Origin of the sequence: Rhizobium sp. TAL182, from assembly GCF_002117725.1 — a bacterium.
Classification (GTDB): Bacteria; Pseudomonadota; Alphaproteobacteria; order Rhizobiales; family Rhizobiaceae; genus Rhizobium; species Rhizobium esperanzae.
On record NZ_CP021024.1, the window covers coordinates 1,072,453 to 1,093,411 of the forward strand.

Below are 20,959 nucleotides of genomic sequence, written 5' to 3' on the forward strand. Positions count from 1 at the left end.
TGGCCTTCTCTGCCAATCGAAAGAGGGTCCCGCCGTGCAACACAAGCTGATGACATCGAGGAAATTCGCGCCGCTGTTCTGGACGCAGTTCCTGACCGCCTTCAACGACAATTTCCTCAAGAATACGCTGGTCTTCCTCATCCTCTTCAAGATGTCGGCGAGCGAGGGTGCGGCTTTGGTGACGCTTGCCGGCGTCATCCTCATCGTGCCCTTCCTGCTGCTTTCGGCGCTCGGCGGCGAAATCGCCGACAAGCACGACAAGGCCAAGGTGGCCGAACTGCTGAAACGCTGCGAGATCGGCATTGCCGCCCTTGCCGTCGTCGGCCTCGGCTTCTCCTCGATTTTTGTGCTGATGGCGGCGCTCTTCGGCTTCGGCGTCATCTCGGCGCTGTTCGGGCCGATCAAATACGGCATCCTGCCCGATCATCTCGAACGGCGCGACCTGCCGAAGGCCAATGCCTGGATCGAGGGCGGCACCTTCATCGCCATCCTCGGCGGCACGATCATCGCCGCGCTCGCCTTTTCCAGCGGCGACAATGTGCTGCTGTTCGGCTCGATGATGATGGGCCTGTCCGTGCTCTGCTGGCTCGCCAGCCGGATGATCCCGCCGACCGGCTCGAAGGCGCCGGATCTTCAGATCGACCGCAATGTCATCCGCTCCAGCTACACGCTCGTCCGCGAAATCCGCGAGGACAAGCGGCTGTGGCGTTCGGCGCTGATGAATTGCTGGTTCTGGCTGGTCGGCGCCTTCGTGCTGTCGATCCTGCCGACCATGGTGACCGAGCTGCTCGGCGGCTCCGAGCTCGTCGTGCCCGCCTATCTCACCGTCTTCGCCATCGCCGTCGCGGTCGGCTCCGGCATCGCCGCCTGGATGTCGTCGGGTCGCATCGTGCTGCTGCCGGCCCCTGTCGGCACGGCGCTGCTCGGCCTCTTCAGCCTCGATCTCGCCTGGAACCTCTGGGGCCTGGCCTCGACCGCCCATGCGACGACGATCCTCGATTTCTTCGCTGGGCAGAATACCATCCGCGTCGCCATCGATCTCGCCGGCATGGCCATATCAGGCGCCTTCATCGCCGTGCCGACTTTCGCCGCGCTGCAGACCTGGGCGCATGAGGATCGCCGCGCCCGCGTCATCGGTGCCGCCAATGTGCTGTCGGCGCTGTTCATCACCGTCGGCCTCGGCCTTGTCGCCGTCATCCAGGCGCTCGGCGCCTCGATTCCGCAGATTCTGATCGGCCTCGGCATCCTCAATTTCGCGGTCGCCTGGCTGATGCTGAAGACGCTGCCGACCAATGCCTTCCGCGATTTCATCTCGATCCTGTTCCGCGCCTTCATGCGCCTCGAGGTCGAGGGGCTGGAGAATATCAAGAAGGCCGGCCGCGCGCCGATCATTGCGCTCAACCATGTCAGCCTGCTCGACGGGGCCTTGGCGCTCGCCATCACCGAGGAGGAGCCGACCTTTGCCGTCGATTACAAGATCGCCCAAGCCTGGTGGGTGCGGCCCTTCCTGAAAATGTGCAAATTCCTGCCGCTTGACCCCACAAAGCCGATGGCGACCCGCTCGCTGATCAAGGTGGTGCAGGAGGGCAGCCCGATCGGCATCTTCCCCGAGGGCCGCCTGACGGTGACGGGAACGCTGATGAAGGTCTATGACGGTGCAGCCATGGTCGCCGACAAGACCGGCTCGATGGTCGTGCCTGTGAAAATCGACGGGCTGGAGAAGAGCTATCTCTCCTATCTCGGCGACGGCAAGATCCGCCGCCGGCTGTTCCCCAAGGTCAAGGTCACCATTCTCGAGCCGGTGAAGCTGGAAGTGTCGCCGGAGCTGAAGGGCCGCAAGCGCCGCACGGCGGCAGGCGCTGCGCTCTATCAGGTGATGTCGAACCTGTTGTTCGAAACCGCCGATACCTCGTCGACCGTGCTCGGCCGCGTCATTCAGGCGGCCCAGGAATTCGGCATGAAAAAGCTCGCCGTCGAGGATCCGGTCACCGGCAGCCTTACCTATGGCAAGCTGTTGACCGGTGCCGCCGTGCTCGGCGCCAAGTTCCGCGACCGTTTCCCGGAGGCAAACCTCGGCGTCATGCTGCCGAATGCCAATGGCGCCGCCGCCACCATTCTCGGCGTCATGAGCGCGGGCAAGGTGCCGGCCATGCTGAACTTCACCGCAGGCGCCGCCAATATCCTCTCCGCCTGTAGGGCTGCCGAGGTGAAACATGTGCTGACCTCGCGCGCCTTCGTCGCCCAGGCCAAGCTCGGCCCTGTCGTCGAGGAGCTGCAAAAGCAGGTGACGATCGTCTGGCTCGATGATGTGAGGGCCGAGATCGGCGCGCTCGACAAGATCCGCGGACTGCTGCGCAAGGGCCGGCCGCTGGTGAAACGCTTGGCCGATGATCCCGCCGTCATCCTCTTCACCTCGGGCTCGGAAGGCACGCCGAAGGGCGTGGTGCTGACCCACCGCAACATCCTGTCGAACGCCGCCCAGGCCGCCGCCCGCATCGATTTCCACAGCGGCGACAAGGTGTTCAACATCCTGCCGGTCTTCCATTCCTTCGGGCTGACGGCCGGCACGGTGCTGCCGCTGATCTCCGGCGTGCCGGTCTATTTCTATCCGTCGCCGCTGCATTACCGCATCGTGCCGGAGCTGATCTATGTCTCCAACGCCACGATCATCTTCGGCACCGATACCTTCCTCAACGGTTATGCCAGGACGGCGCATCCTTATGATTTCCGCTCGATCCGCTACATCTTCTCCGGCGCCGAGCCGGTGAAGGCCTCGACCCGCAACACCTATATGGAAAAATTCGGCCTGCGCATCTTGGAAGGCTACGGCGTCACCGAGACCGCGCCTGTTATTTCCATCAACACGCCGATGTACAACCGCTCCGGCACGGTCGGCAAAATCCTGCCGGGCATGGAATGGAAGCTCGAACCGGTGCCCGGCATCGATGAGGGCGGCAGGCTGCATGTGCGCGGCGCCAATGTCATGGCCGGTTATCTGCGCGCCGAAAAGCCCGGCGTGCTCGAGCCGCTCGCCGATGGCTGGCACGACACCGGCGACATCGTCACCATCGACGAGGACGGCTTCGTCAAGATCCGCGGCCGCGCCAAGCGCTTCGCCAAGATCGGCGGCGAAATGATCTCGCTCGCCGCCGTCGAAACGCTGGCCGCCGAACTCTGGCCCGGCGCGCTTTCGGTCGTCTCGTCCCTCCCCGACCCCAAGAAGGGCGAGCGCCTGGTGCTGCTCACCGAAGCCCAAACCGCCACCCGCACCGAATTCCTCGCCTTCGCCAAATCGAAGGGCGCGATGGACATGATGGTCCCGGCCGAGGTCACCATCGGCAAGGTGCCGGTGCTCGGCTCCGGCAAGGTCGATTTCGTCGCGGCGCGGAAACTGGCGGAGGGTGCGGTGCAGGCGGGGGAGGCGGCGTAGGCGGGCATTGGATTCAGGGGAAGGCACTCGGGCGCGTGCTTGGTTCTGGATCCCAGGGTCAAGCCCTGGGATGACGGAGAGTGTGGTTGGCGTTCTCGCCAAACGCACCGGCGATGCGCTTCGGGTGCCGCGCTCGCGGTTCGCTTCCTCGCGCCCGGCACGGCTTGTGAGCCCCGGCACCACCTCGCCGCCGTCGGCCCGGTAGCTTCTCTCTTCCTCCGCCACCCTCCACGGTCATCCCGGCACACGGCTCCTCCACCATCCGGGCACCACCTCTCCTCCGTCATCCCAGGGCTTGACCCTGGGATCCATGCGGCTGGCACTGAGCAGACGGCGATGGCGTCGGGGGAACGATTGAGGGCCGCGTGCTTGGTTGTGGATCCCAGGGTCAAGCCCTGGGATGACGGAGAGTGTGGTTGGCGTTCTCGCCAAACGCACCGGCGATGCGCTTCGGGTGCCGCGCTCGCGGTTCGCTTCCTCGCGCCCGGCACGGCTTGTGAGCCCCGGCACCACCTCGCCGCCGTGGGCCTGGTAGCTTCTCTCCTCCTCCGCCACCCTCCACGGTCATCCCGGCACACGGCTCCTCCACCATCCGGGCACCACCTCTCCTCCGTCATCCCAGGGCTTGACCCTGGGATCCATGGCCGCACCCGCCACGGTCGCATCACCACAGCGTAAGATAGAGATCATCCCACTCGGGGTTCATCGCTTCGACCAGATCGATCTTCCATTGCCGATTCCACCGTTTCAATGACTTCTCGCGCTGGATGGCGCTGCCGATGTCCCAATGTTCCTCGTACCAGACGAGGCGGGTGCAGCCATATTTCCAGGCAAAGCCCGGCGTCAGGCCCTCGCGATGCTCATAGATGCGGCGCTCCAGATCGGATGTCACGCCGATATAGAGGGTGCCGTTTTTCTGGTTCGTGACGATATAAACATATCCTGCCATGCCGGCAGAGTGCTTGGTTGTGGATCCCAGGGTCAAGCCCTGGGATGACGGAGCGTGTGGCTGGCTTTGTCGCTATACGCGCCGGAAGATCGGGAGCAGATCCCGTATCGACACCGCCTCGGCCTGCCGAGCAGCCTCAGCCCGCAACCCGCTCCGCCGTCTTCAGCCGCAACCCGAGCACCAGCGGCACGGTGAGCGCGTAGACGGCGACGACCGAGAGCCAGATGGCGCCCGGCCATTCCGCCCTGAAGAGGAAATAGAGGCTGGAAAAGCCGAGCGGCGCGACGATCGAGGCGAGGCTGACGGCCGAGGCCAGCACGCCCTGGAACTGGCCCTGGCTGTTCTCGTCGACCTGCCGGGTGGCGAGCGATTGCAGCGCCGGCACGCCGATGCCGCCGAGGGTGAAGATCGGCATGATGGCGAAGATCATCCAGCCCTGGCCGGCAAAGGCCATGACCGTGAGCGCGAGTGAGACGCCGGCAACACCGGTGAGGATCGCGCCGCGTTCGCCGAGCAGTTTGACGGCCGGCCCCGGCAGCAGGGCCTGGGCAAGCGTCTGGCAGATGCCGAAGGCGCCGAGGGAAAGGCCGATAGCAAGACCGTTCCAGTGGAAGGCATCGCTGCCCCACAGCGCCCAGCAAGTGCCGTAGGCCTCGCCGGTGGCGCTGAAGATGAAGAAGAGGATGACGATCGGCAGCAGGCTTTTGACCTCCAGCACCGAGCGCAGCGGCTTCAGCGGATTGAGCGCCGCCAGATCGATCGTCTCGCGGCTGCCGGGACGCGATTCCGGCAGGACGAAGATGGCGAGCAGCAGGTTGGCGCCGTTGAGCGCGGCCGCCGCGATGAAGGGCAGCCGCAGCCAGTGATCGCCGAGCACGCCGCCGGCGACCGGGCCGATGATGAAGCCGAGGCCGAACATGGCGTTGAACAGGCCAAAGCGGCGGGCGCGTTTCTCCTCCGGCGAGATATCGGTGATATAGGCGGTGGCGACCGAGATATTGGCGCTGGTCAGCCCGGCGATCGCCCGGCCGATGAACAGCAGGGTCAGATTGGGCGCCAAGGCGAGGAACAGGTAGTTGACGGCGGCGCCCGCCAGCGAAATCAGCAGCACCGGCCGGCGGCCGAGCCGGTCGCTCAGCGCTCCGAGCACGGGGGCGAAGATGAACTGCATGAGCGCGTAGAGCGCCGTCATCGCGCCGATAAAGGGCGCGACGTTTGCCGCATGGGTGATGTCCTGCAGCAGCGACGGCAGGATCGGAAAAATCAGCCCGATGCCGACGGCATCGAGAACAATGGCGGTGAAGATGACGATGAAGGATCTGGTCATGGGTGCGTTCCGGGTCGACGCGAGCGCACAAGCGCCGACAGAGTGCGCCGATGGCTCACGATGAGGCCTGATCTGGTCAGGCACTGGTTTCAGGGAGGTGCTGGCCGCACCATGGCCGAGGCGCATGGAGGGCGTGTGCTCGACCGCCTGGACGACCCATTCGTCCACCTGTTTACTCCGCCACTGAGCGGATCAAGGGAGGCAGTCGCTTTTCGCGACGGGCAAGAGATACGCCGAATGGTTGCGCGCGACAAGCCCGTTTTTGTGTTGGGGGGGGTGGTTGCGGATGTGACACTTTGTGACGCCGCACTCGCGGTTCGCTCATCGCGCCCGGCGCGCTTTTGGTCCCGGCACTACCTCTCCTCCTCCATCCCGGGCACCATTTCTCCTCCGTCATCCCAGGGCTTGACCCTGGGATCCATGCGGCTGGCACTGGGCGAACAGCGAAGGCGGCCCACTGCAGAGAAATAGAAGTCCGCGTGCTTGGTTGTGGATCCCAGGGTCAAGCCCTGGGATGACGGAGAGTGTGGGTTGGCTTTGTTGCCAGACGCACCGGCGATCCAGCTCGCGGCACCACCTCTGCCCCTCCATCCCAGCACCACTTCTCCTCAGTCATCCCAGTACCGCCGATCTGCAGACTGGAAAGCGGATCGCGCCCCGCCGCCCATCGCGCCATCATCAACGATACGGCCACCAATGACGCGTTTCGCCTGTCGTTCGGCGCATATGAGGTTGTCTCGCCGGAACAGTGGCTTCACCATGAAGGCAACTTCAGCTCCGGACAGAGACAGGCAGGCCATGACAGATATCGCGCAGATGCAGGAACAGCGATTGAACGCCCTTCGACAGACCGCGTCGGGCGCGCCGAAGCTGCCGTCCAACCCGTTCTTCGGCGTCGGGCCGATCACCGATGCGACGACCGACGAGGTGGACAGCCGCCTCAGGCGCATCGCTTTCGACGCCTGGATCGAGAAGACCTATCGCAAGTTCGACGACCAGGGCAACGATATCGGCGGCTTCACCACGGCCGAGATTTCCCGCAGCATGCATCGCGGCTATCCGGCCGATAAGATCCTGACCGACATGATGCGGGCGATCCATCGCTATTTCGGTTTTCCCAAGACCAACCGCATGGCGGTCGGGCTCGGCGGCGGCCATAGCGGCTTCACCGTCTGCATCCAGCACCTGATGAATGCCAACGACGCCGGCCAGCGCGTCTATGTCGATACGCCGCGGCCGGAGAGCGATCCGTCCAAGGCCGCCGGCTTCTTCCGCCAGTCCTGGGCGACCCAGCTGATCGAGATGCAGCGTTTCGCCGAAAAGGGCTGCGAGAGCCGCATTCATTTCGCCGCCTCCGAAGGCGTGATCCCGACGGCGGCCGAACTGTCCAGCCTCGGCGTGTCGATCTTCGTCGGCGTCGGCCACGAGACGACAGGGGCCAATGCCTATACCAGCGCCGAGATCCGCGAGCTGCTGAGCTGGCTCGACGGCGATCCGGCCAACCGCCATGCGGTGTTCGACGCCACCTCGATGCTCGGCGCCATGCCCTGGGAGCCCGAGCTCGTCAGCGCCGTGATGGCGAAGTGCTGCCTGTTCATGCCGTTCCAGAAGGCGATCGGCGGCATCTCAGGCTATTTCGTTGCCTCCTTCACGCCGCATGCGCTGGCGCTGATCGAAGAGAATCAGCAGGACCCCGCCTGGGCGATCCCGCGCCAGCTGAAGATCGCGCCGCCGATTGATCCGCGGCAGCCGTTTTCCGCCAAGCGCTCGGTCGATGCCGGCCCGTTCTACGATCCGGCCGAAGACCGCATGCTCGGCGGCGTCATCAACACCTACAGCGCGCTCGCCTTTGCCGAGACCACCTTCGGCCTGCTGCAGTCGGAAGCCCGGGTCGGCACCATCGTCGAGCTCAACCGCCGCTCGGCCGCCAACCGCGCGGTGATCGACGAATGGGTCAAGTCGCATCCGCTGCTGTCGCTGACCGTCACCGATGCCGAGCGCCGCGGTGCCGCCGTGACGCTGCTGAAGGTCGAGGACGCTGATATCACCGATGCCGGCATCCACGCCCGCATCATCGCCCGCTCGAAGCAGCTGCTCGGTTATGAGGGCATCACCCATCCGAACGGCGAATATGAGCCCGGCCTCGATTCGGCCCGCTATGTCAATGCCTTCCCCGGCACCCCCGGCGATTACCGCGCCTGGGTCGGCGGCATCCGCGAGCCCGAGGATGTCGTCGCGCTGCTGGAAAACCTGCAATATGCCTATCTCCGCGCCAAGATCGTCGTACTCGAGGAGGAGCTCGCCAAACACGGCGTCACCTTCGAGGCCCCCGCCAAGGCCGACGGCGCCGTGCGCAAGGACGATCCGAACCGCGCCTATACGGTGCTGATCGCCGATCTGGTGGGCCTGCGCTTCGGTGCCGATGGCGAGCCTGACTACAGCGAGGTCAAGGCCTATATCGAGGAAAAGGGCGGCAGCTTCCATCTCGGCCCGCTCAGCGATCGTTCGGCGCTCGAAAAGGGCCGCATCCACTTCTTCTACCAGCCGAACCTCAGCACCGAGGCGGAGATCCTGCCGCAGACCGACAAGGGCCAGTACGACGCGCTGATCGCCGCTGCGACCTTCATCCCGAAGGCCTCGGTCTTTCCGCTCGGCGGCGTGCGCATCGGCGCCGGCACCGGCAATATGGGCTCGGCCTCCTGGGGCGGTGGCAATGGCGAGGGCGGCGATGCGCCACTGATGAACACGCCCGGCATCAACAGCCGGGCGACCGCCCAGATGGCTTTCAAGGCGATCCTGAAGGTCATGCCCGACCTGCCGGTCGACCGGCTGCACCGCATGGTCGCCGGCGGCGATTTCGATACCGGCCGCCAGCTCAAGGATTTTCCGACGGCAAAGCTCGAGGGCCGCAAGCTTGCCGTTCTCGGCTACGGCAATATCGGCCGCGAAGTCGCCAAGCTCGCTAGGGCTTTCGGCATGAAGGTGGCGATCTATGCCCGCGAGCACCACCGGCGCTGGATCGAGGCGGAGGGCTTCGATTATGCCGCAAGCCCGGTCGAAGCGGCAGCCGGCGCCGACGTGCTCTCCGTCCATATCGGCCTCGGCCGCCTCGATGCATCGACCGGCACCTATTCCAATGCCGGCACCGTCGATGCCAAGGTGCTCTCCGCGATGAAGGACGGCGCGGTGCTGGTCAATTACGACCGCGGCGAAGTCGTTGATCCCTATGCCCTCGATGCAGCCCTTGCCTCCGGCAAGATCGCCCATGCGGCGATCGACGCCGACCTCTTCCGGGATGCCGCGACCGGCGCACTCAGCGGCCCGATGCTGCCCTACCTGCCGCTCGAGGAGCGCCACAAGGGCAAGCTCGAGCTCTTGCCGCATGCCGCCGCCGACACCGACCATCCCTCGCGGGTGACCGGCGCCAAGCAGGCGGTCGACCAGATCTTCGACGTCATCCGCTTCAAGTCGGTCGTCAATCTCAAGGGCGACCTGCCGGAGGGTTACGTCTCCGCCGGCAGCCGCACGCCGGCCGGCATCGGCAAGGTGACGAAGCAGGTCGTCGCGGAGGCCGGCGGCAAGGCGGAGTTGCTGGAAGAGCTGCGCCGGACCTCGGAAAAGATCGCCGCCATCACCGGCGCGCTGTCGGCCGTTTCCGATCCGGATCACCGCGACCGGATCGTCGAGCGCTACACCGGGCTGCTGGTCGAAAATGCCAACCGGCAGCGGGCGCTTCTCGACCAGCTCGGCCTGTACGGGCCGGCGGAGGGGTAGGGCTATCGACGGCACGGCGAGTGGCGATGGTTTTCTGTCGCTGACGCCGTGCCGTGCAGCCCCCTCATCCGACCCCGGTGGGTGGCCCGCAGGGCCGGATGAGGGGGCCGCACGGCACAACCTCACATCATCATTCGTTCCGTGATCCGCGTCCGAGGCCGCTAGCCTGTAACGATCCGCAGCAGCCCAAAACAAAACAGGCGGCACATCGGCCGCCTGTTTTCGTCTCTTCCGGTTGCCCGTTACTTCTGTTCAGGCGCCAGGAACTCGGCGCAATAGGACGGGCCGTTGACGCCGGGAATGTCGGCGACGGTGCGGATGTCGCGGATCGTGTAATCGGAATTGGTGGTGATTTCGGCCTGGCAGCGCAGATAGGCGGTGCGGGCGGCGGCGATCTGCTTGCCGCGCTTGCCATCGGCGCCTTCGGCATATTTCGCCGGAATGCGCACGGTCTTGTAGCCGCCGCGCCACGTATAGATGGTGCTCGCACCTTCCTCGCGGTCGCTGATCGGCGGCCCGTAGGCGGCAAAGAAGATGCCCGCCGATTTGCCGACCCAGCGGGCCTCGATCGGATTGCCAGCGGAAGGAATAGTCGTGCATCCGGCAAGCGCAATTGCAAGCCCGGCCGCGGTAATGGTGCGGAGTTTCATCGTGTCGTCCCTGATCTCTAGCGCAATGGCTGCGAAGCCGCCGTCGCGGCGGTTTCGCCTGTCCCGCCGAGCCCTTTAGCGCGGAACCCGGCAAAAGAAAATTGCCCCTTTTGCACTTCCGTTCGATTTGCTTGCGGTGTGTCTTTTTGCTGCAGCGGCCCATTCCGGCCGCTGTCATCAACGTCAAAAAATCCCTCGGTTTTTTGAAATTTGGTGCTTGTGCAACCAGATAGGCTGTTCTATAGAAGCGCCGCTGGTCACGGAGTGTAGCGCAGTCTGGTAGCGCACCACGTTCGGGACGTGGGGGTCGAGTGTTCGAATCACTCCACTCCGACCAGCTAGAACCCTTGCAGTGTAAGGGTTTTCACTCCCGAACCGACTTCCTCGCGAAAGCCCTTTTCAAATCAACGGACCGATTGCGGACCGATTGATGTCCCGGACCGCTTAGAAAGCGTTCGCGGCCTGCTGCTGGAAGTCCGGACTTGCGTGCGCATAGGTCCGCTCAAATTCTTCCGCCGTCATTCCAAGAGATGCAGCTGCCTGTTCGATTTCGACGCCGGCCTGGGCGAGCCAGGTGGCGCGGGTGTGGCGCAGGACATGCGGCGTCACGTCGTCGCCGAAGCCGGCGAGCGATCGGACCGAGCGGAACGCCTTATGCGGCTTGACGATCTTTTCCCCGAAATAATGCACGGCATAGCGAAGGGTCACGTCTCGGCCCTGCGCATCTTTCGTGGTGTCGGCCTTTCGCCAGTAACGCAGGAAGGTCAGAAGGCGAGGCGGGATCTTGACCGGCGTCTTGCGCTTGTTGTGCATCGTGCGCTCGCCCTGAGCCTTGCGGTAGATGACGCCGCGATCGAGGTCGATATGGCCCCCTGTCGTGTTCGGCATCCACTGCAGGTTCAGGATCGCCGAAAGCCGCGTGCCGGTATAGAGGCCGATGAGGATGATCCTCACGAGATGCGGGTAGCGCCAGCCGCTTCTTTCCCACCTGATCGGCTCGCGCGTGTCGACGTCGAATGCGATCGGAATCCACCCCATCGCCACCAGCAGGAGCTTGGCAATCTCGCGCCGCGTCAGCCATGACTGGCGCGGCTCGCCCTTCTCCGGAAGGGTGATCTTCGGCACCATGTCGAGGGTTTCCTCGGCGTGGTAATGGTTGATCGCGGCTCGCAACATTTCCAGGTCTCGGCGCGCGCCGCCCGGGTTGCCGCGGTCGATGGCATAATCGCGGCAGGATTGCCCCCTGACCTCGGTCAGGACCATGTCGCCGAAGAAATCGGTAATCCTCTCCAGCATCGCCAGCGTCTCCTTCGGCCGCGCCGTAGAGGGCGCCTTTTCCTCGGAATAGACGATGACGACGTCGGCTACCGTGACTTCAGCGGCACGACTGCTGCGCTGCGGCCGGTATTGGCTGTCGATGTATTCGGCAAGCTTTCTCTGAGCTGCCTCAACCTCAGCTTCGCCGCACTCCGTGGGGACGCGCTTGTCTCCGTCCTTGATGAACCAGGTGCCTGTGTCTGGTCTGAGCCAGAGCCTTGCCGGTTTTCGCTTTTGCGACATTTTTCAATCATCCCTTTTATCCCGTTCTTGGTGACGAAGTCCTTGTTGGCGACCTGGATGATTTCCAGATTGCCCTTCCTGGCTTCGGTGCGCAGGGAGGATTTCGTCAGAGCGCCACGAAACAACAGCTTCGCGGCCTTCGCAAGCGGGATCAGATCGTCGGGGCCGTAGTCATCGACATCAATCACGGGGCGTCCTCCCGACCTTCGGCATGACAAAAAGTGTGACGCGACCCGCCTCTGCAGCGTCGGCAAGCGCGCGCAGGCCCGCCGGCGTAACGTAAGCAAAGCTTCCGTCCCGATCGCTCGATTGCATCAGGCCGAGTTCGCAGAGGCGGCGGCTGACCGGATTCGAAACGACGAGGGCGCTCGTGGTGCCTATGGTTCGGAGTAGTTCGAGCTGACGGATTCCCAATCTCATTGCCCGCGTCTCCATTGCTCGAAGGCGGCGCGGAAATCTTTCCAGCGGCCGGCGGCTGCTTCGTCGGTGTCGAGATCGTTCAGGGATTCGATGCGAAGGATGAAGCGGATCTTCGTCTTGATGCGCTCGAAGTCGGTAGCGTCGAGCAGGCCGTGGCGCTCGATCAGGAACTGGCGGAAGGCCTGGTCGTTTCGGCACTTCATGGCGCACTCGGCGGCATAGCGCTTCGGCTTCGGCTGCTTTTCGAGCAGCTTGCGATAGGCGCGGCTGCAGCGATCAAGCATGTCCAGCAGGAACTGCTGGCGCTCGCCGGCGCGGATCAGGAAATCCTGGAAGGTGAAGGGCGCGTCGGCCGCGATCGCGGCGATCGTGCGCGGGCCACCGTCGACCGGATCGCGCACGACGAGGGCGAGGCTCGCGCCATCGGCCTCGATCGCCCAGTCGGCGCCGACCGTGGCGAGGTCCTGCCGGATCTGCTCGAGCTTGCGCTTTTCCGCCTCGGTTGCCATCAGGGAGCCGTCCCCTCCGGTCCAGGTGCCGGGGCCTGACGCTTGAGCCTTTCTTCCATCATCGCGTCGGCCAGCGCATATGCCTGCTGGGCAGTCACTCTGAGCGCCAAGGCGTAGGAGACATCCTTCCGACCTGCCGTGACCTTGTCGTTGATGGCGACGAACTGCGGTAGTGCCTGGCCAGCAAACCAGTCACGAAGGTCCCTAGCGGTGACGAACTGGCCCGCCATCTGCTTTCGGTATTCGTCAATGACGAGGCCGAGACGATGGTTTTCCTGAAGCGCGGCGTGCCTCTGATTGTCGATCTTCTCAAGGCGCTCCCTGAGCATAGCGATCTCGTATGCTTGGTCGGTCATCCATTGCCCTCAGTTGCGGTAGCGCGATCAAGTCGTTCGATCTCGGCGATGATGAGAGCGCCGGCGCGCACGAGATCTTCGCGGGGCGACTTCGGCTTCCACCAGTCGCGGCTCCATGATTGCGGCCATAGCTTGGGGACGGCGAAAGCCGAGCCCGGCTTCTTGGCAAGGATTGTCGGCCGTGCTGCGCTCTCGCAATAGCTGCCGGCTGCAAGTGCCATGGAAGCATCGGTATGCTGATCGTCGTGCGCCGGCGTCCAGCCTTCCGCCTCGACCTGGCGAAGGCGCTCGGCGGCAACGTCTATCATGGCCTGAGACTCCACCGCATAAGGCGCGGGAGCTTGGCGCGACGCGACCATCAGGTTGTGGCAACCATTTATGATTGCCCCGCGATCCTCGGGGCTGACCAACGAAGAGACACCGTCCGAATGGCGATTGCCGGTCAGTCGAGACAGCGCTTTGATGAGGTCGGTGGTCCCCGCCACCTGCGGCGAAGGATTGCTGCCTAGCGCCTCGCAAGCGATCTCTTGCGCTTTGTTGAAATCCTCTTCCACGACGATTTCGCATAGAGCCTGCATGTAGTGGCGGGCCAGAAGCCGGAAGTGTTCGGCCTCGTCGGACCTATTTCCGGCCGTGATGATGCACTCGACATCCTGGATGACATCGACCGCGAAGTTGCCGCCGCCTTCGTTCGCGAGCTTCACATAAAGCTGCCGCATGGGTCCGTTTACATCGGTTGTCATCTTGCGATCTCCCTTGCGTTCTGAAACATGATCGGCTGCTGGTCGCGCGGGATGCGATGCTGGCCGCGGGCCATCGGGTGTTTTGGAAAACCGTCCTTCGTCAGGCCGAGGCAGACGAGATCGACGAGCTGCTGGCGGGCGCGGGCCTTGAACCACTGGTCGCGGCCGAGATAATCGCCGCCGGCGCCCCAGGCGGCGAGCACGGGCGTATCCTGATGGCGGGCGATGATGAAGGCGCGATCGATAAAATCGTTGCAGCGCGGGCCGATCGAGTCCGCCGCACGCATCATCTCCCTTGGCGACGACGAGCGCCAGGCGTGCAGGTTGACGATCAGCAGGCCGCCATAACCCCAGAGCTTGGCAAACCAGATCAGCGCGAGGACGGTCGGATCGTTGCGCTGATGATCGGCGTCCGATGGATTGAGCATGCAGACGACAAGGATCGGCTTGCCCGCATCCCAGACGCGGCGCAGCTCGTCGCGGTAGCGGGCGCAGTCGGATATGACCGCGCTCATGTGCATGGCGGGGAACAGGTCGATGGTCATTTGCGCAGCTTTGTGATCGGGCATCAGTTCGACCTCGCCTTCCGATAAGCGGCGAGCTCGGCGGTGTGGAACGCGACCTGCCTCGGCAATTTCTCGATGACGATATCAAGCGCTTCGGCGTGGTTCGCCTGCGGGATCATGGTTGCGATAATGGCGGCGCAGGCGTCCGAACAGGCGGCCATGGCCTCGACTTGGGTCAGCACACCCATGCGGACGGCGTCGGCAAGTGCCGTGACCATCGTGTCGCGGAGGTTGACTTGCGCTTCCTTGCTCATAGCAGCGTCCCCTTGTCTCTCGATCGGCGGCAGGTCGGGCAGAAATGCTGCCAGGTGCCTGCCTTTTTCTCGATCAGCCAGCGGGCGACCTTGGCGATGCGGACGGCGGTTTCGCGGGCGGCGCGCTGGTCGGCGTCCAGCACCGAGTCCAGCGAGGCCGGACAGCTGTCGCAGAAGATTTTTGCCGTGCCGGCGGATGCGTCGGTCTTCAGCAAGGGCCGCTCCAGTTCCAGAGGCCCTGCAGCCCGCGGGCCGGGACGGGCGGTTCCAGCGGCTGGATATCGAGCATCGGCCAGCCCCAGTTGAAGGTGCTGTCCCGATCGCTGTCATTGCCGGCGTTGTCGCCGAAATCGCTGGCGCATTCATCGCTCGGCTTCGGTTCGCCGACGATTGCCGTGCAGAGCACGTGCGACAGCGGCAGGAAGGTCGGCACGGCGCCCTTCTCCTGCTCGAGGATCCTGTCGAGCAGCGGGATGGCAAGATCGGGATGCAGACAGGCTGTCGGGTTGCGCAGCGTTTTCGTCAGGGCGATGCGCAAGGCCAGCACCTCGCTGCGCCGCATCGGCCGGGCCGCGGCGTGGATCGCCAGGCGTTGGCCGACCAGCCGCTCCGGCGGCCGCCAGCCACGGAATTCATAGGGCTTGGCGCCGATCGCGATCAGCGACGTCCATGGCTGAAAGACGGTGAGGGCTTTCATCATCATCGCGAGACGATTTCCTGAAGCGGGGCGTTGGCGACCTCGAGGAGGATATCGGCGTGACAGGGCTCGCCCTGTTTGCACCAGCAGGCGAGGTTGAAGCCGCGCAGCGCCTTGGCGATATCGGCCGGGGTCGGGACGGGGTCGATCAGGCGGTGATTGTGCGGGCCGGGATTGCAGATATCGGCGCGATAGCAGGCGATCGCATATTCAATCGCCTCCTGCCGCGACGCGCAGCTCTTGACGACGGTGCGGCGGTTAAAGACATCCCAGACCGCCGGCTTTTCGAACGGATCCTTGCTGAAGGCATAATGGTTGCCGAAGGGCGAGGTGCGATCGACCTTTATTGCTTCGAGGCCATTGGTCGCGCGCGAGACGGCTTGCAGGTTGAAGCCTTTCCGGCGCGAGAGCTGGAGACGGACGGGCGTGGTCACTGGATATCCCCCTTGTGCGGGATATTCGGATGCAGGACGCCATTAGTTTCCCATTGGGTCCTGATGACCGAGCCCTCGCGCACACGTCTGGCAAGGGCACCCGGCAGCCCCTCGATGACAGCTTCCAGCAGGACCTGGTGCCGCTCGATCGGCACGGCGCTGATTGCATAGGCGGCGAGGCGCACTGCCATCTCGCCGCAAAAGACGTCATCATAGGGCAGGCATTCGTTAAAGACGACTTCCATGCAGGTGCGCAGCGCGTTCTGCGCGGCGATAATTTTGTCGATGTCGCCGTGTGTCTTCGTGCCGGTCCTGGCGACCTTCTCGGCGACGAGCCGATCGGTGTCCTGGCGGATCTTGACGAAGAGGCGGCGGATGTTCGCGCGGTCCTGATTGGTGACGCTCATCGGCCGATCCTCGCTTCGCTGCGCTGCAGGCGCGCGGCGGCGAACATGCTGATCGGCGGCAGACTGATCGCCATGCGGACAGTTCGGGCGGCGCCGCTCCTGTCGGTCGCGGAGGCAGTGACGCCGATGACGATCTTGTCTTCGCGAATTTCGAGATCCGGGATTTCAGGAATGAGCCCGTGGCTGCGGCAGTAGACCCATGCGCAACCGGCTGCCCGGCCGTAGTGGCGGTCAATATCGGAATAGCTCATGCCGCTGCGCAGGAATTCCGTGACCTCCTCGAGCGAGAACGGCTTGCGCTGGGACGGCTCCGAAGCCACGACATTGATCAGGCCGAGCTCCGTCAGCTTTTCGCGCAGCGTCGTGCGGTGCACCTGGTAGCGCTTGACAATCTCCGAGCGCGTCACGCCCTCGGCGACCAGCCGGCGCAGGGTTTCGTCATCGGGAAGCTTTTTAGGTTTCGTCATACTGCAGCCTCCTTGGTAAAATGAGCGGGAAGGGGCGGATAGCCATTGTGCTCGACGCCGGCTAGCAAGCGGCCGGCGCGCGATTTGGTGACGCGGAACATGCCTATCGGCTCGCGCATGCCGTCGCAGCTCGGTTTGGCCTGGCGGCCGTCGACGTCGAGCCAGATGGCGTCGTTTGTTGCCATGGCGCTGTCGGTGTGGCCGTTCTCTTCGCTGGCGATGATCCAGTTGCCCCACTGCTTGAAGAGGAAGGGGACGTCGGCGTCGTAGCACTGGTCGCGAAGCGCATAAGCCCAATGCGGATGCATCGGCCTTGCGCTCGGGCCGCTCTCGCCGCCGGCGATCACCTGGTCGAGGCGCGGAAGGCCGCAATCATAGGCGCTGGCGCTCTGGCTGTTTTCGACCCACGCTTCGCCGGTCAAGACGTCGTAGCGGATCTCGGCGTCGCCATCCGTGAAGCAGATGTTATTCAGGTCGATCGACCCCAGCATCGGCTCGGCGCTGATCCAGCGGATTGCCGCCGGCGTGTCGAGCAGGATGGGAATGCGCTCGTTCGCTCGCTTCTGATCTTCGACCGAGACGCCGAGCCACACGTGCGGAAGCGGATACTCCCGGTCCTCGATCGCCCCGGCGGCGCAGGGTGACTCCGACACCTCGGCGGCCGCCGTGCCCCATCGACGACTGAATTCGCGCTCGTCACTATCGAAGCACCGCTGCATCTCCTGCAGATATCCCCGCATCCGCTCGGGCCGCTTGGTCAGCACCTGGAAAATGTGCTGGGGTGCGAGCGCCATGACGGCGAAGACCTTGTCGATCCACTCGTTCGGCACGCCTTCGGCGAAGAGATCGCCATGGGCGCAGACGAAGATCATGCGCGGGCGCTTCCAGGAGAGCGGCTGGGTCAGCCATTCCTCATTGAAGCGCACCTCGCCGGTCCAGACCGGGCCGGCCTTGCTGTCGCGCGTCAGGCCGGCGCGGCTCGGGTGATGCTGCAGGCGCGTTCCGGCGAGCTTCATGGCGTAGCAGTTGGTGCAGCCGGGGGAGACGATCGCGCAGCCGGTGATCGGGTTCCAGGTGGCGTCGGTCCATTCGATCTTGGTACCGTCAGACATGGGCGCCCCCCTCGGTGTTGCCGGCAGGCGAGGCGATATCGCCATAGCGGTACGTGTCGATCTTGCCAGCCGTCGGCTCGCCGGTTTCGAGATCGACCGTCGGCGAACCTTCCAGGCAGGCGGCGTGGCAGATGCCGAGTTCGATATCGGTGGAGCAGATATCGTCGGCGTGGATCGGCTTGGCGCAGATGTCGCAATGACCGTGCCCGGCATCCTCCTCGAGCATAGCCTGCCAGCGGCGGAAGCCGGCGAGCTTACGATCAAAGCGCGCCTGGTCGAACTCGTCACCGATCAAATCGCGCAGCCACTGGGTGGCGGCCAGCACGTCGGCGATCTCATCGAACAGCGACTTGCGAGTCGGTTTGCCGGAAACCGACTCGCTGGCGTCAAGGCCCTGAATGGTGCAGCGGAAGAGGATGGTGGCGAGCTCGCCGGCTTCCTCTCCAGCCTTGCCGAGCGCCTGGTGAATGAGGATATCGGGCTCTGGTTTCCAGAGGGTGATGTCAGACATGGGTAGGCTCCGCGTCGGTTCGTGCGAGCTTGAGTTTCTGATATCGCTGCGCCGAGATCTCGCGGTGGCGGTCGCCGTAGAGTTCGTTGTAAGCGATGTTCCGCGCCAGGCGGACCTTCTCGGGGATCGGCTCTTTGCGCTTCAGCAGCGAGTGGTAGATGTTCAGTGCGCGCTTGAGGCCGCAGCGCCGATCGCGCTCGTCGCAGTCCGGCAGGGCGCAGAAAAAGCAGGGATGGTGCTGGTCTATCACTTCGCACCTTCCGCGTTTCCGTTGGCTGGAACCGAGCGAAGGCTAAAGAAGCCCTCGGCGGCGACGGTCGCGCCGCCCAAGCATCGGGCGAGAGTTTCGATGTTTTCCGCCATCGGGCGTGGCGAGTATTGCGACTGCAGATGAACGGCAGCAGTCAGCAACATCATGATGCCATCCGCCGGGTCTGTTCCCGCTGAATCGCAGATGGAGCGCGTGACGGCCTCTATGGCCAGCACGCGCTGACGAGGATCGTCTATTTTGCCCGTGATTTTGATTTCCATCGCTCAAATCTCCGGCGTGTCGGCATCGACGAGCGCGGCGAGTGCGTCGATCTCGTCTGCTGCAGCGCGCAGGCGCGTGGCAAGCGGCGTGTAGCCCCGCTTGCCACATTCGCTTAAAGCCTTTGCCGCGCGGCCGAGGGCGGCGTGGTGAACGCCCCAGTTGGCGAGGCTGCCCGGGCCGAAGGCTGCCTCGAAGGCTTCAAAATTCTTCGCCTTGTCATTGAGGCTGGCCGTGCGCCGTTCGGCAGCCTCCTGGATCTCGCGCTCGCGGGTCTGGCGGTGCTTTTCGATCTCTTCCGAAACTCTGTCGCGCGCCTCGCGGGTCGCCTCGTTGATCATCAGGCGCATCATGTCGTCAGCGCGGCGCAGCAGGGCGGCGAGGAAGGATCGGGTGATGGGCTCCGGCTCATTCTTGGCGGCCTCGCGGACCGTCCGCCACGCGCGCCCGTCGAATTCGCGAAGTCCCCATGCCGGCGGCAGATCGGAGAGATCGTCGACGACGCCGGGCGCGGTGTGCACGTACCAGCGGTCACAGAAGCGGGCGATGGCCTCGGCCTTGGCAGGATCCGCAGCCTCGCGTTTCCAGTCCGCACGGCTGATCTTGATCTCGACGCCGTGCAGCTCCAGCCCGCGCGAGGGCCAGAGTGACATGATGACGGCATCGGCATAGCGGTTCCGGCCTCCGCCCGTGGCGTTCGACACTTCCCACATGATCGCGTACTCGGGCGCCGCCCAGCGCTTCGACATGCCGAGGCGGATATCGGCGGCAGTCAGCTTGAGTAGCTTGGGGTTTGGAGAGAGGAGGTCAGCCATTGAGCGTCTCCAAGGCGGCGGCTTCCTCGGCTGTGGCGACTTCGAAGCGCGGATGACATTCGCCGTCACCATCGACCACCTCAAGTTTGTGAAGCCGAAGCAAGCCGCCCAGCGTCCAATTGCATGGCTGATCGTCGGGCGCCCGGCGAGGGGAACCCGCATTGGTGAAGCGGCCGACGCAAGAGAAGCCGAGGAACTTCTCGACCTGCTCGAAGTTCTCGCCAGCTCCCGCCTTCATAAGGCTGGCGGCTGACTGGACCGTGGCGCACATCGGGCAACGAAAAGCCAGATGCTGCTTTCCCGATGCGCCTTGGGCGCGAAGCTCGGCGTGAAACTCCTCGATTGAGATTTTGCGGATATCAGCCATAGATGCGCGCCTCCGCACGTTGTCTCGATTTCCACTTCAACCAATCGCCAAACGACAGGCTCGAATCCGCGTCGAGATAATCAAGATAACGCTGCTGTCCGGCAGAGAGCTTCGGCGGCGCTGGGCTGGCGTCGATGACCGCGCGCTTGCCGACTTCGGTGACATGGAAGAGATCGTCGCCGCCATAAATCTGAACGTTGGCGCGGCGCGTCATGTAGCCGAGCGCAACCAGCGCCATGCATGCGGCGTGATCGTCGCTCCCTGCGCCGGTAACGAAATGATTTCGGTGCATCTGACCTCGGCCGTACTGGTCAAGGCCGAGAGAGTGCTGGAGGATGTGCAGTTGGTTCTCCTCCATCAGCCATTTCCCTTCACGCGTTTGACCTTGCGAATGATGCCGTCGTGCTGGTCGCTGGCGGCCTTGGTGGCTGCGGTGCTGCTGGCGGCCGTCACGTCGAGCTTGGTGCCGTCCTCGAAATGGACGCGGAAGAGTGTGTCAGCCGGCATGGCGCACCTCGGGCAAGAAACCGGCGTGGACGTTGACTGCGAGCAGCACGAGCTCGGCGATCGCGACGGCCTCGGTATCGGGGCGCTCGCCGTGCATGTCGGCGACGCAGACCATCTTGCCGTCGGCGTCGATGATCGTGCCGGGGTAACTAGGATCATGGCTGAGCGGCAGGCGGATGCCGAGCGCTGCCAGGGCGGCTTCGTAGCGGCTGACGGCCGGGGTGGTTTTCAGGGAAAGCATTTCAGCCACGGTGACCTCCATTGCGCTCAAGCCAGTGGCGGATGGAGCGGCGCAGCGCCGCGTCCTCGGCCATGCCGCGCAGGTTCAAAAGATGCATGATACCGGTCAGCGCCGATTGCAGCGTCTCGCCGGAACAGATGGCACTGGTCTCGTCCAGGGCATTGCCGTCATTGGTGAACCGCAGGCTGCCGCAGGTTTCTGCGAGCGCGGCGGCGAAGGCCTCGCTCGCATAGATCAGCTGGTTGCGGTTGTAAGCCGCCGTGCTCTGCGGCACGGCGCGCAGCTGCGGCTGGGCGGCCGGGCGGCGTTCGGGGAAGGCGAGGATGTCGGCCAT

The 20,959-nt window shown here is 64.4% G+C and carries 27 protein-coding genes and 1 tRNA gene; 3 read left to right on the forward strand and 25 right to left on the reverse strand.

All coding sequences use genetic code 11. From position 1 onward, the window contains the following. The first annotated feature begins 34 nt into the window (after positions 1–34). Positions 35–3,430: an acyl-[ACP]--phospholipid O-acyltransferase gene (locus Tal182_RS05320; protein ID WP_085858393.1), complete on the forward strand. Its 3,396-nt coding sequence runs from the start codon at positions 35–37 to the stop codon at positions 3,428–3,430. 664 nt (positions 3,431–4,094) lie between these two features. On the opposite strand, the gene Tal182_RS05325 is transcribed toward Tal182_RS05320, so the two are convergent. Both Tal182_RS05325 and Tal182_RS05330 read right to left on the reverse strand, forming a co-directional pair. After that, the gene (locus Tal182_RS05325; RefSeq protein WP_020920629.1) at positions 4,095–4,379 is read right to left on the reverse strand and encodes a GIY-YIG nuclease family protein; all 285 of its coding nucleotides are present in this window, start codon (positions 4,377–4,379) and stop codon (positions 4,095–4,097) included. A gap of 136 nt (positions 4,380–4,515) precedes the next feature. Beyond that, positions 4,516–5,706 (reverse strand): TCR/Tet family MFS transporter, encoded by a 1,191-nt coding sequence (locus Tal182_RS05330; RefSeq protein ID WP_085858395.1) that lies wholly within the window; start codon positions 5,704–5,706, stop codon positions 4,516–4,518. 798 nt (positions 5,707–6,504) lie between these two features. Here Tal182_RS05330 and Tal182_RS05335 point away from each other — a divergent pair. Then, the gene (locus tag Tal182_RS05335; RefSeq protein ID WP_085858397.1) at positions 6,505–9,480 is read left to right on the forward strand and encodes an NAD(P)-dependent oxidoreductase; all 2,976 of its coding nucleotides are present in this window, start codon (positions 6,505–6,507) and stop codon (positions 9,478–9,480) included. Between the two features lie 242 nt (positions 9,481–9,722). Here Tal182_RS05335 and Tal182_RS05340 read toward each other — a convergent pair whose 3' ends face one another. Continuing rightward, a complete protein-coding gene (locus tag Tal182_RS05340; protein ID WP_010055906.1) occupies positions 9,723–10,130 on the reverse strand; it encodes a hypothetical protein in 408 nt (135 codons plus the stop codon). A gap of 260 nt (positions 10,131–10,390) precedes the next feature. On the opposite strand from Tal182_RS05340, the gene Tal182_RS05345 reads away from it, so the two are divergent. After that, positions 10,391–10,467: transfer RNA gene (locus Tal182_RS05345), tRNA-Pro, on the forward strand. Between the two features lie 107 nt (positions 10,468–10,574). Here the strand turns inward: Tal182_RS05345 and Tal182_RS05350 are convergent. The 22 genes from Tal182_RS05350 to Tal182_RS05455 form a co-directional block, all read right to left on the reverse strand. Then, positions 10,575–11,690 (reverse strand): site-specific integrase, encoded by a 1,116-nt coding sequence (locus tag Tal182_RS05350; protein ID WP_245344813.1) that lies wholly within the window; start codon positions 11,688–11,690, stop codon positions 10,575–10,577. A gap of 180 nt (positions 11,691–11,870) precedes the next feature. After that, complete coding sequence (locus tag Tal182_RS05360) at positions 11,871–12,110, reverse strand: hypothetical protein (protein WP_085858402.1); 240 nt, start codon at positions 12,108–12,110, stop codon at positions 11,871–11,873. Then, entirely contained in the window at positions 12,107–12,619 is a 513-nt protein-coding gene (locus tag Tal182_RS05365) for a hypothetical protein (protein ID WP_085858404.1), read from the reverse strand. The genes Tal182_RS05360 and Tal182_RS05365 overlap by 4 nt, the downstream gene beginning before the upstream one ends. Further along, positions 12,619–12,975: a hypothetical protein gene (locus Tal182_RS05370; protein WP_085858406.1), complete on the reverse strand. Its 357-nt coding sequence runs from the start codon at positions 12,973–12,975 to the stop codon at positions 12,619–12,621. The genes Tal182_RS05365 and Tal182_RS05370 overlap by 1 nt, the downstream gene beginning before the upstream one ends. Then, complete coding sequence (locus Tal182_RS05375; protein ID WP_085858408.1) at positions 12,972–13,718, reverse strand: hypothetical protein; 747 nt, start codon at positions 13,716–13,718, stop codon at positions 12,972–12,974. Before Tal182_RS05375 ends, Tal182_RS05370 begins: the two co-directional genes overlap by 4 nt. After that, positions 13,715–14,287: a DUF1643 domain-containing protein gene (locus tag Tal182_RS05380; RefSeq protein ID WP_245344815.1), complete on the reverse strand. Its 573-nt coding sequence runs from the start codon at positions 14,285–14,287 to the stop codon at positions 13,715–13,717. Before Tal182_RS05380 ends, Tal182_RS05375 begins: the two co-directional genes overlap by 4 nt. After that, positions 14,287–14,538 carry a hypothetical protein gene (locus tag Tal182_RS05385; RefSeq protein ID WP_085858410.1) on the reverse strand — a complete coding sequence of 84 codons (252 nt, stop codon included), beginning with the start codon at positions 14,536–14,538 and terminating at the stop codon, positions 14,287–14,289. Before Tal182_RS05385 ends, Tal182_RS05380 begins: the two co-directional genes overlap by 1 nt. Next, the gene (locus Tal182_RS05390) at positions 14,535–14,753 is read right to left on the reverse strand and encodes a hypothetical protein (protein ID WP_085858412.1); all 219 of its coding nucleotides are present in this window, start codon (positions 14,751–14,753) and stop codon (positions 14,535–14,537) included. The genes Tal182_RS05385 and Tal182_RS05390 overlap by 4 nt, the downstream gene beginning before the upstream one ends. Next, positions 14,747–15,241, reverse strand: a complete 495-nt coding sequence (locus Tal182_RS05395) for a hypothetical protein (protein ID WP_085858413.1) — start codon at positions 15,239–15,241, stop codon at positions 14,747–14,749. Before Tal182_RS05395 ends, Tal182_RS05390 begins: the two co-directional genes overlap by 7 nt. Next, on the reverse strand, positions 15,238–15,669 hold the full coding sequence (locus Tal182_RS05400) for a DUF4326 domain-containing protein (protein WP_085858415.1): 432 nt from the start codon (positions 15,667–15,669) through the stop codon (positions 15,238–15,240). Before Tal182_RS05400 ends, Tal182_RS05395 begins: the two co-directional genes overlap by 4 nt. Next, complete coding sequence (locus tag Tal182_RS05405) at positions 15,666–16,076, reverse strand: hypothetical protein (RefSeq protein ID WP_085858417.1); 411 nt, start codon at positions 16,074–16,076, stop codon at positions 15,666–15,668. Before Tal182_RS05405 ends, Tal182_RS05400 begins: the two co-directional genes overlap by 4 nt. Further along, on the reverse strand, positions 16,073–16,543 hold the full coding sequence (locus Tal182_RS05410; RefSeq protein WP_085858419.1) for a hypothetical protein: 471 nt from the start codon (positions 16,541–16,543) through the stop codon (positions 16,073–16,075). The genes Tal182_RS05405 and Tal182_RS05410 overlap by 4 nt, the downstream gene beginning before the upstream one ends. After that, complete coding sequence (locus Tal182_RS05415; RefSeq protein ID WP_085858421.1) at positions 16,540–17,655, reverse strand: phage Gp37/Gp68 family protein; 1,116 nt, start codon at positions 17,653–17,655, stop codon at positions 16,540–16,542. Before Tal182_RS05415 ends, Tal182_RS05410 begins: the two co-directional genes overlap by 4 nt. After that, a complete protein-coding gene (locus tag Tal182_RS32615; protein WP_245344816.1) occupies positions 17,648–18,166 on the reverse strand; it encodes a hypothetical protein in 519 nt (172 codons plus the stop codon). The genes Tal182_RS05415 and Tal182_RS32615 overlap by 8 nt, the downstream gene beginning before the upstream one ends. Further along, the gene (locus tag Tal182_RS05425) at positions 18,159–18,416 is read right to left on the reverse strand and encodes a hypothetical protein (RefSeq protein ID WP_085858423.1); all 258 of its coding nucleotides are present in this window, start codon (positions 18,414–18,416) and stop codon (positions 18,159–18,161) included. The genes Tal182_RS32615 and Tal182_RS05425 overlap by 8 nt, the downstream gene beginning before the upstream one ends. Beyond that, positions 18,413–18,697: a hypothetical protein gene (locus Tal182_RS05430; protein ID WP_085858425.1), complete on the reverse strand. Its 285-nt coding sequence runs from the start codon at positions 18,695–18,697 to the stop codon at positions 18,413–18,415. The genes Tal182_RS05425 and Tal182_RS05430 overlap by 4 nt, the downstream gene beginning before the upstream one ends. 3 nt (positions 18,698–18,700) lie before the next feature. After that, positions 18,701–19,510: a hypothetical protein gene (locus Tal182_RS05435; protein ID WP_085858427.1), complete on the reverse strand. Its 810-nt coding sequence runs from the start codon at positions 19,508–19,510 to the stop codon at positions 18,701–18,703. Continuing rightward, complete coding sequence (locus Tal182_RS05440; protein ID WP_085858429.1) at positions 19,503–19,877, reverse strand: VVA0879 family protein; 375 nt, start codon at positions 19,875–19,877, stop codon at positions 19,503–19,505. The genes Tal182_RS05435 and Tal182_RS05440 overlap by 8 nt, the downstream gene beginning before the upstream one ends. Continuing rightward, complete coding sequence (locus tag Tal182_RS05445) at positions 19,870–20,235, reverse strand: hypothetical protein (RefSeq protein ID WP_085858431.1); 366 nt, start codon at positions 20,233–20,235, stop codon at positions 19,870–19,872. Before Tal182_RS05445 ends, Tal182_RS05440 begins: the two co-directional genes overlap by 8 nt. Then, positions 20,235–20,384, reverse strand: a complete 150-nt coding sequence (locus Tal182_RS32125; RefSeq protein WP_164517759.1) for a hypothetical protein — start codon at positions 20,382–20,384, stop codon at positions 20,235–20,237. Before Tal182_RS32125 ends, Tal182_RS05445 begins: the two co-directional genes overlap by 1 nt. Further along, positions 20,374–20,634, reverse strand: a complete 261-nt coding sequence (locus tag Tal182_RS05450; protein WP_125461456.1) for a hypothetical protein — start codon at positions 20,632–20,634, stop codon at positions 20,374–20,376. The genes Tal182_RS32125 and Tal182_RS05450 overlap by 11 nt, the downstream gene beginning before the upstream one ends. Next, a complete protein-coding gene (locus Tal182_RS05455) occupies positions 20,627–20,959 on the reverse strand; it encodes a hypothetical protein (RefSeq protein ID WP_085858435.1) in 333 nt (110 codons plus the stop codon). The genes Tal182_RS05450 and Tal182_RS05455 overlap by 8 nt, the downstream gene beginning before the upstream one ends.

Excerpts from the sequence above, each read along its gene's own strand:
- Tal182_RS05380 (WP_245344815.1), bottom strand. The coding sequence starts at position 14,287 with ATGCCCGATCACAAAGCTGCGCAAATGACCATCGACCTGTTCCCCGCC.
- Tal182_RS05455 (WP_085858435.1), bottom strand. The coding sequence starts at position 20,959 with ATGGCCGACATCCTCGCCTTCCCCGAACGCCGCCCGGCCGCCCAGCCG.
- Tal182_RS05395 (WP_085858413.1), bottom strand. The coding sequence starts at position 15,241 with ATGATGATGAAAGCCCTCACCGTCTTTCAGCCATGGACGTCGCTGATC.
- Tal182_RS05340 (WP_010055906.1), bottom strand. The coding sequence starts at position 10,130 with ATGAAACTCCGCACCATTACCGCGGCCGGGCTTGCAATTGCGCTTGCC.
- Tal182_RS05440 (WP_085858429.1), bottom strand. The coding sequence starts at position 19,877 with ATGGCTGATATCCGCAAAATCTCAATCGAGGAGTTTCACGCCGAGCTT.
- Tal182_RS05330 (WP_085858395.1), bottom strand. The coding sequence starts at position 5,706 with ATGACCAGATCCTTCATCGTCATCTTCACCGCCATTGTTCTCGATGCC.
- Tal182_RS05435 (WP_085858427.1), bottom strand. The coding sequence starts at position 19,510 with ATGGCTGACCTCCTCTCTCCAAACCCCAAGCTACTCAAGCTGACTGCC.
- Tal182_RS05405 (WP_085858417.1), bottom strand. The coding sequence starts at position 16,076 with ATGAGCGTCACCAATCAGGACCGCGCGAACATCCGCCGCCTCTTCGTC.
- Tal182_RS05335 (WP_085858397.1), top strand. The coding sequence starts at position 6,505 with ATGACAGATATCGCGCAGATGCAGGAACAGCGATTGAACGCCCTTCGA.
- Tal182_RS05370 (WP_085858406.1), bottom strand. The coding sequence starts at position 12,975 with ATGACCGACCAAGCATACGAGATCGCTATGCTCAGGGAGCGCCTTGAG.
- Tal182_RS05350 (WP_245344813.1), bottom strand. The coding sequence starts at position 11,690 with ATGTCGCAAAAGCGAAAACCGGCAAGGCTCTGGCTCAGACCAGACACA.
- Tal182_RS05430 (WP_085858425.1), bottom strand. The coding sequence starts at position 18,697 with ATGGAAATCAAAATCACGGGCAAAATAGACGATCCTCGTCAGCGCGTG.
- Tal182_RS05325 (WP_020920629.1), bottom strand. The coding sequence starts at position 4,379 with ATGGCAGGATATGTTTATATCGTCACGAACCAGAAAAACGGCACCCTC.
- Tal182_RS05445 (WP_085858431.1), bottom strand. The coding sequence starts at position 20,235 with ATGGAGGAGAACCAACTGCACATCCTCCAGCACTCTCTCGGCCTTGAC.
- Tal182_RS05375 (WP_085858408.1), bottom strand. The coding sequence starts at position 13,718 with ATGACAACCGATGTAAACGGACCCATGCGGCAGCTTTATGTGAAGCTC.
- Tal182_RS05410 (WP_085858419.1), bottom strand. The coding sequence starts at position 16,543 with ATGACGAAACCTAAAAAGCTTCCCGATGACGAAACCCTGCGCCGGCTG.
- Tal182_RS05385 (WP_085858410.1), bottom strand. The coding sequence starts at position 14,538 with ATGAGCAAGGAAGCGCAAGTCAACCTCCGCGACACGATGGTCACGGCA.
- Tal182_RS32615 (WP_245344816.1), bottom strand. The coding sequence starts at position 18,166 with ATGTCTGACATCACCCTCTGGAAACCAGAGCCCGATATCCTCATTCAC.
- Tal182_RS05365 (WP_085858404.1), bottom strand. The coding sequence starts at position 12,619 with ATGGCAACCGAGGCGGAAAAGCGCAAGCTCGAGCAGATCCGGCAGGAC.
- Tal182_RS05415 (WP_085858421.1), bottom strand. The coding sequence starts at position 17,655 with ATGTCTGACGGTACCAAGATCGAATGGACCGACGCCACCTGGAACCCG.
- Tal182_RS32125 (WP_164517759.1), bottom strand. The coding sequence starts at position 20,384 with ATGCCGGCTGACACACTCTTCCGCGTCCATTTCGAGGACGGCACCAAG.
- Tal182_RS05360 (WP_085858402.1), bottom strand. The coding sequence starts at position 12,110 with ATGAGATTGGGAATCCGTCAGCTCGAACTACTCCGAACCATAGGCACC.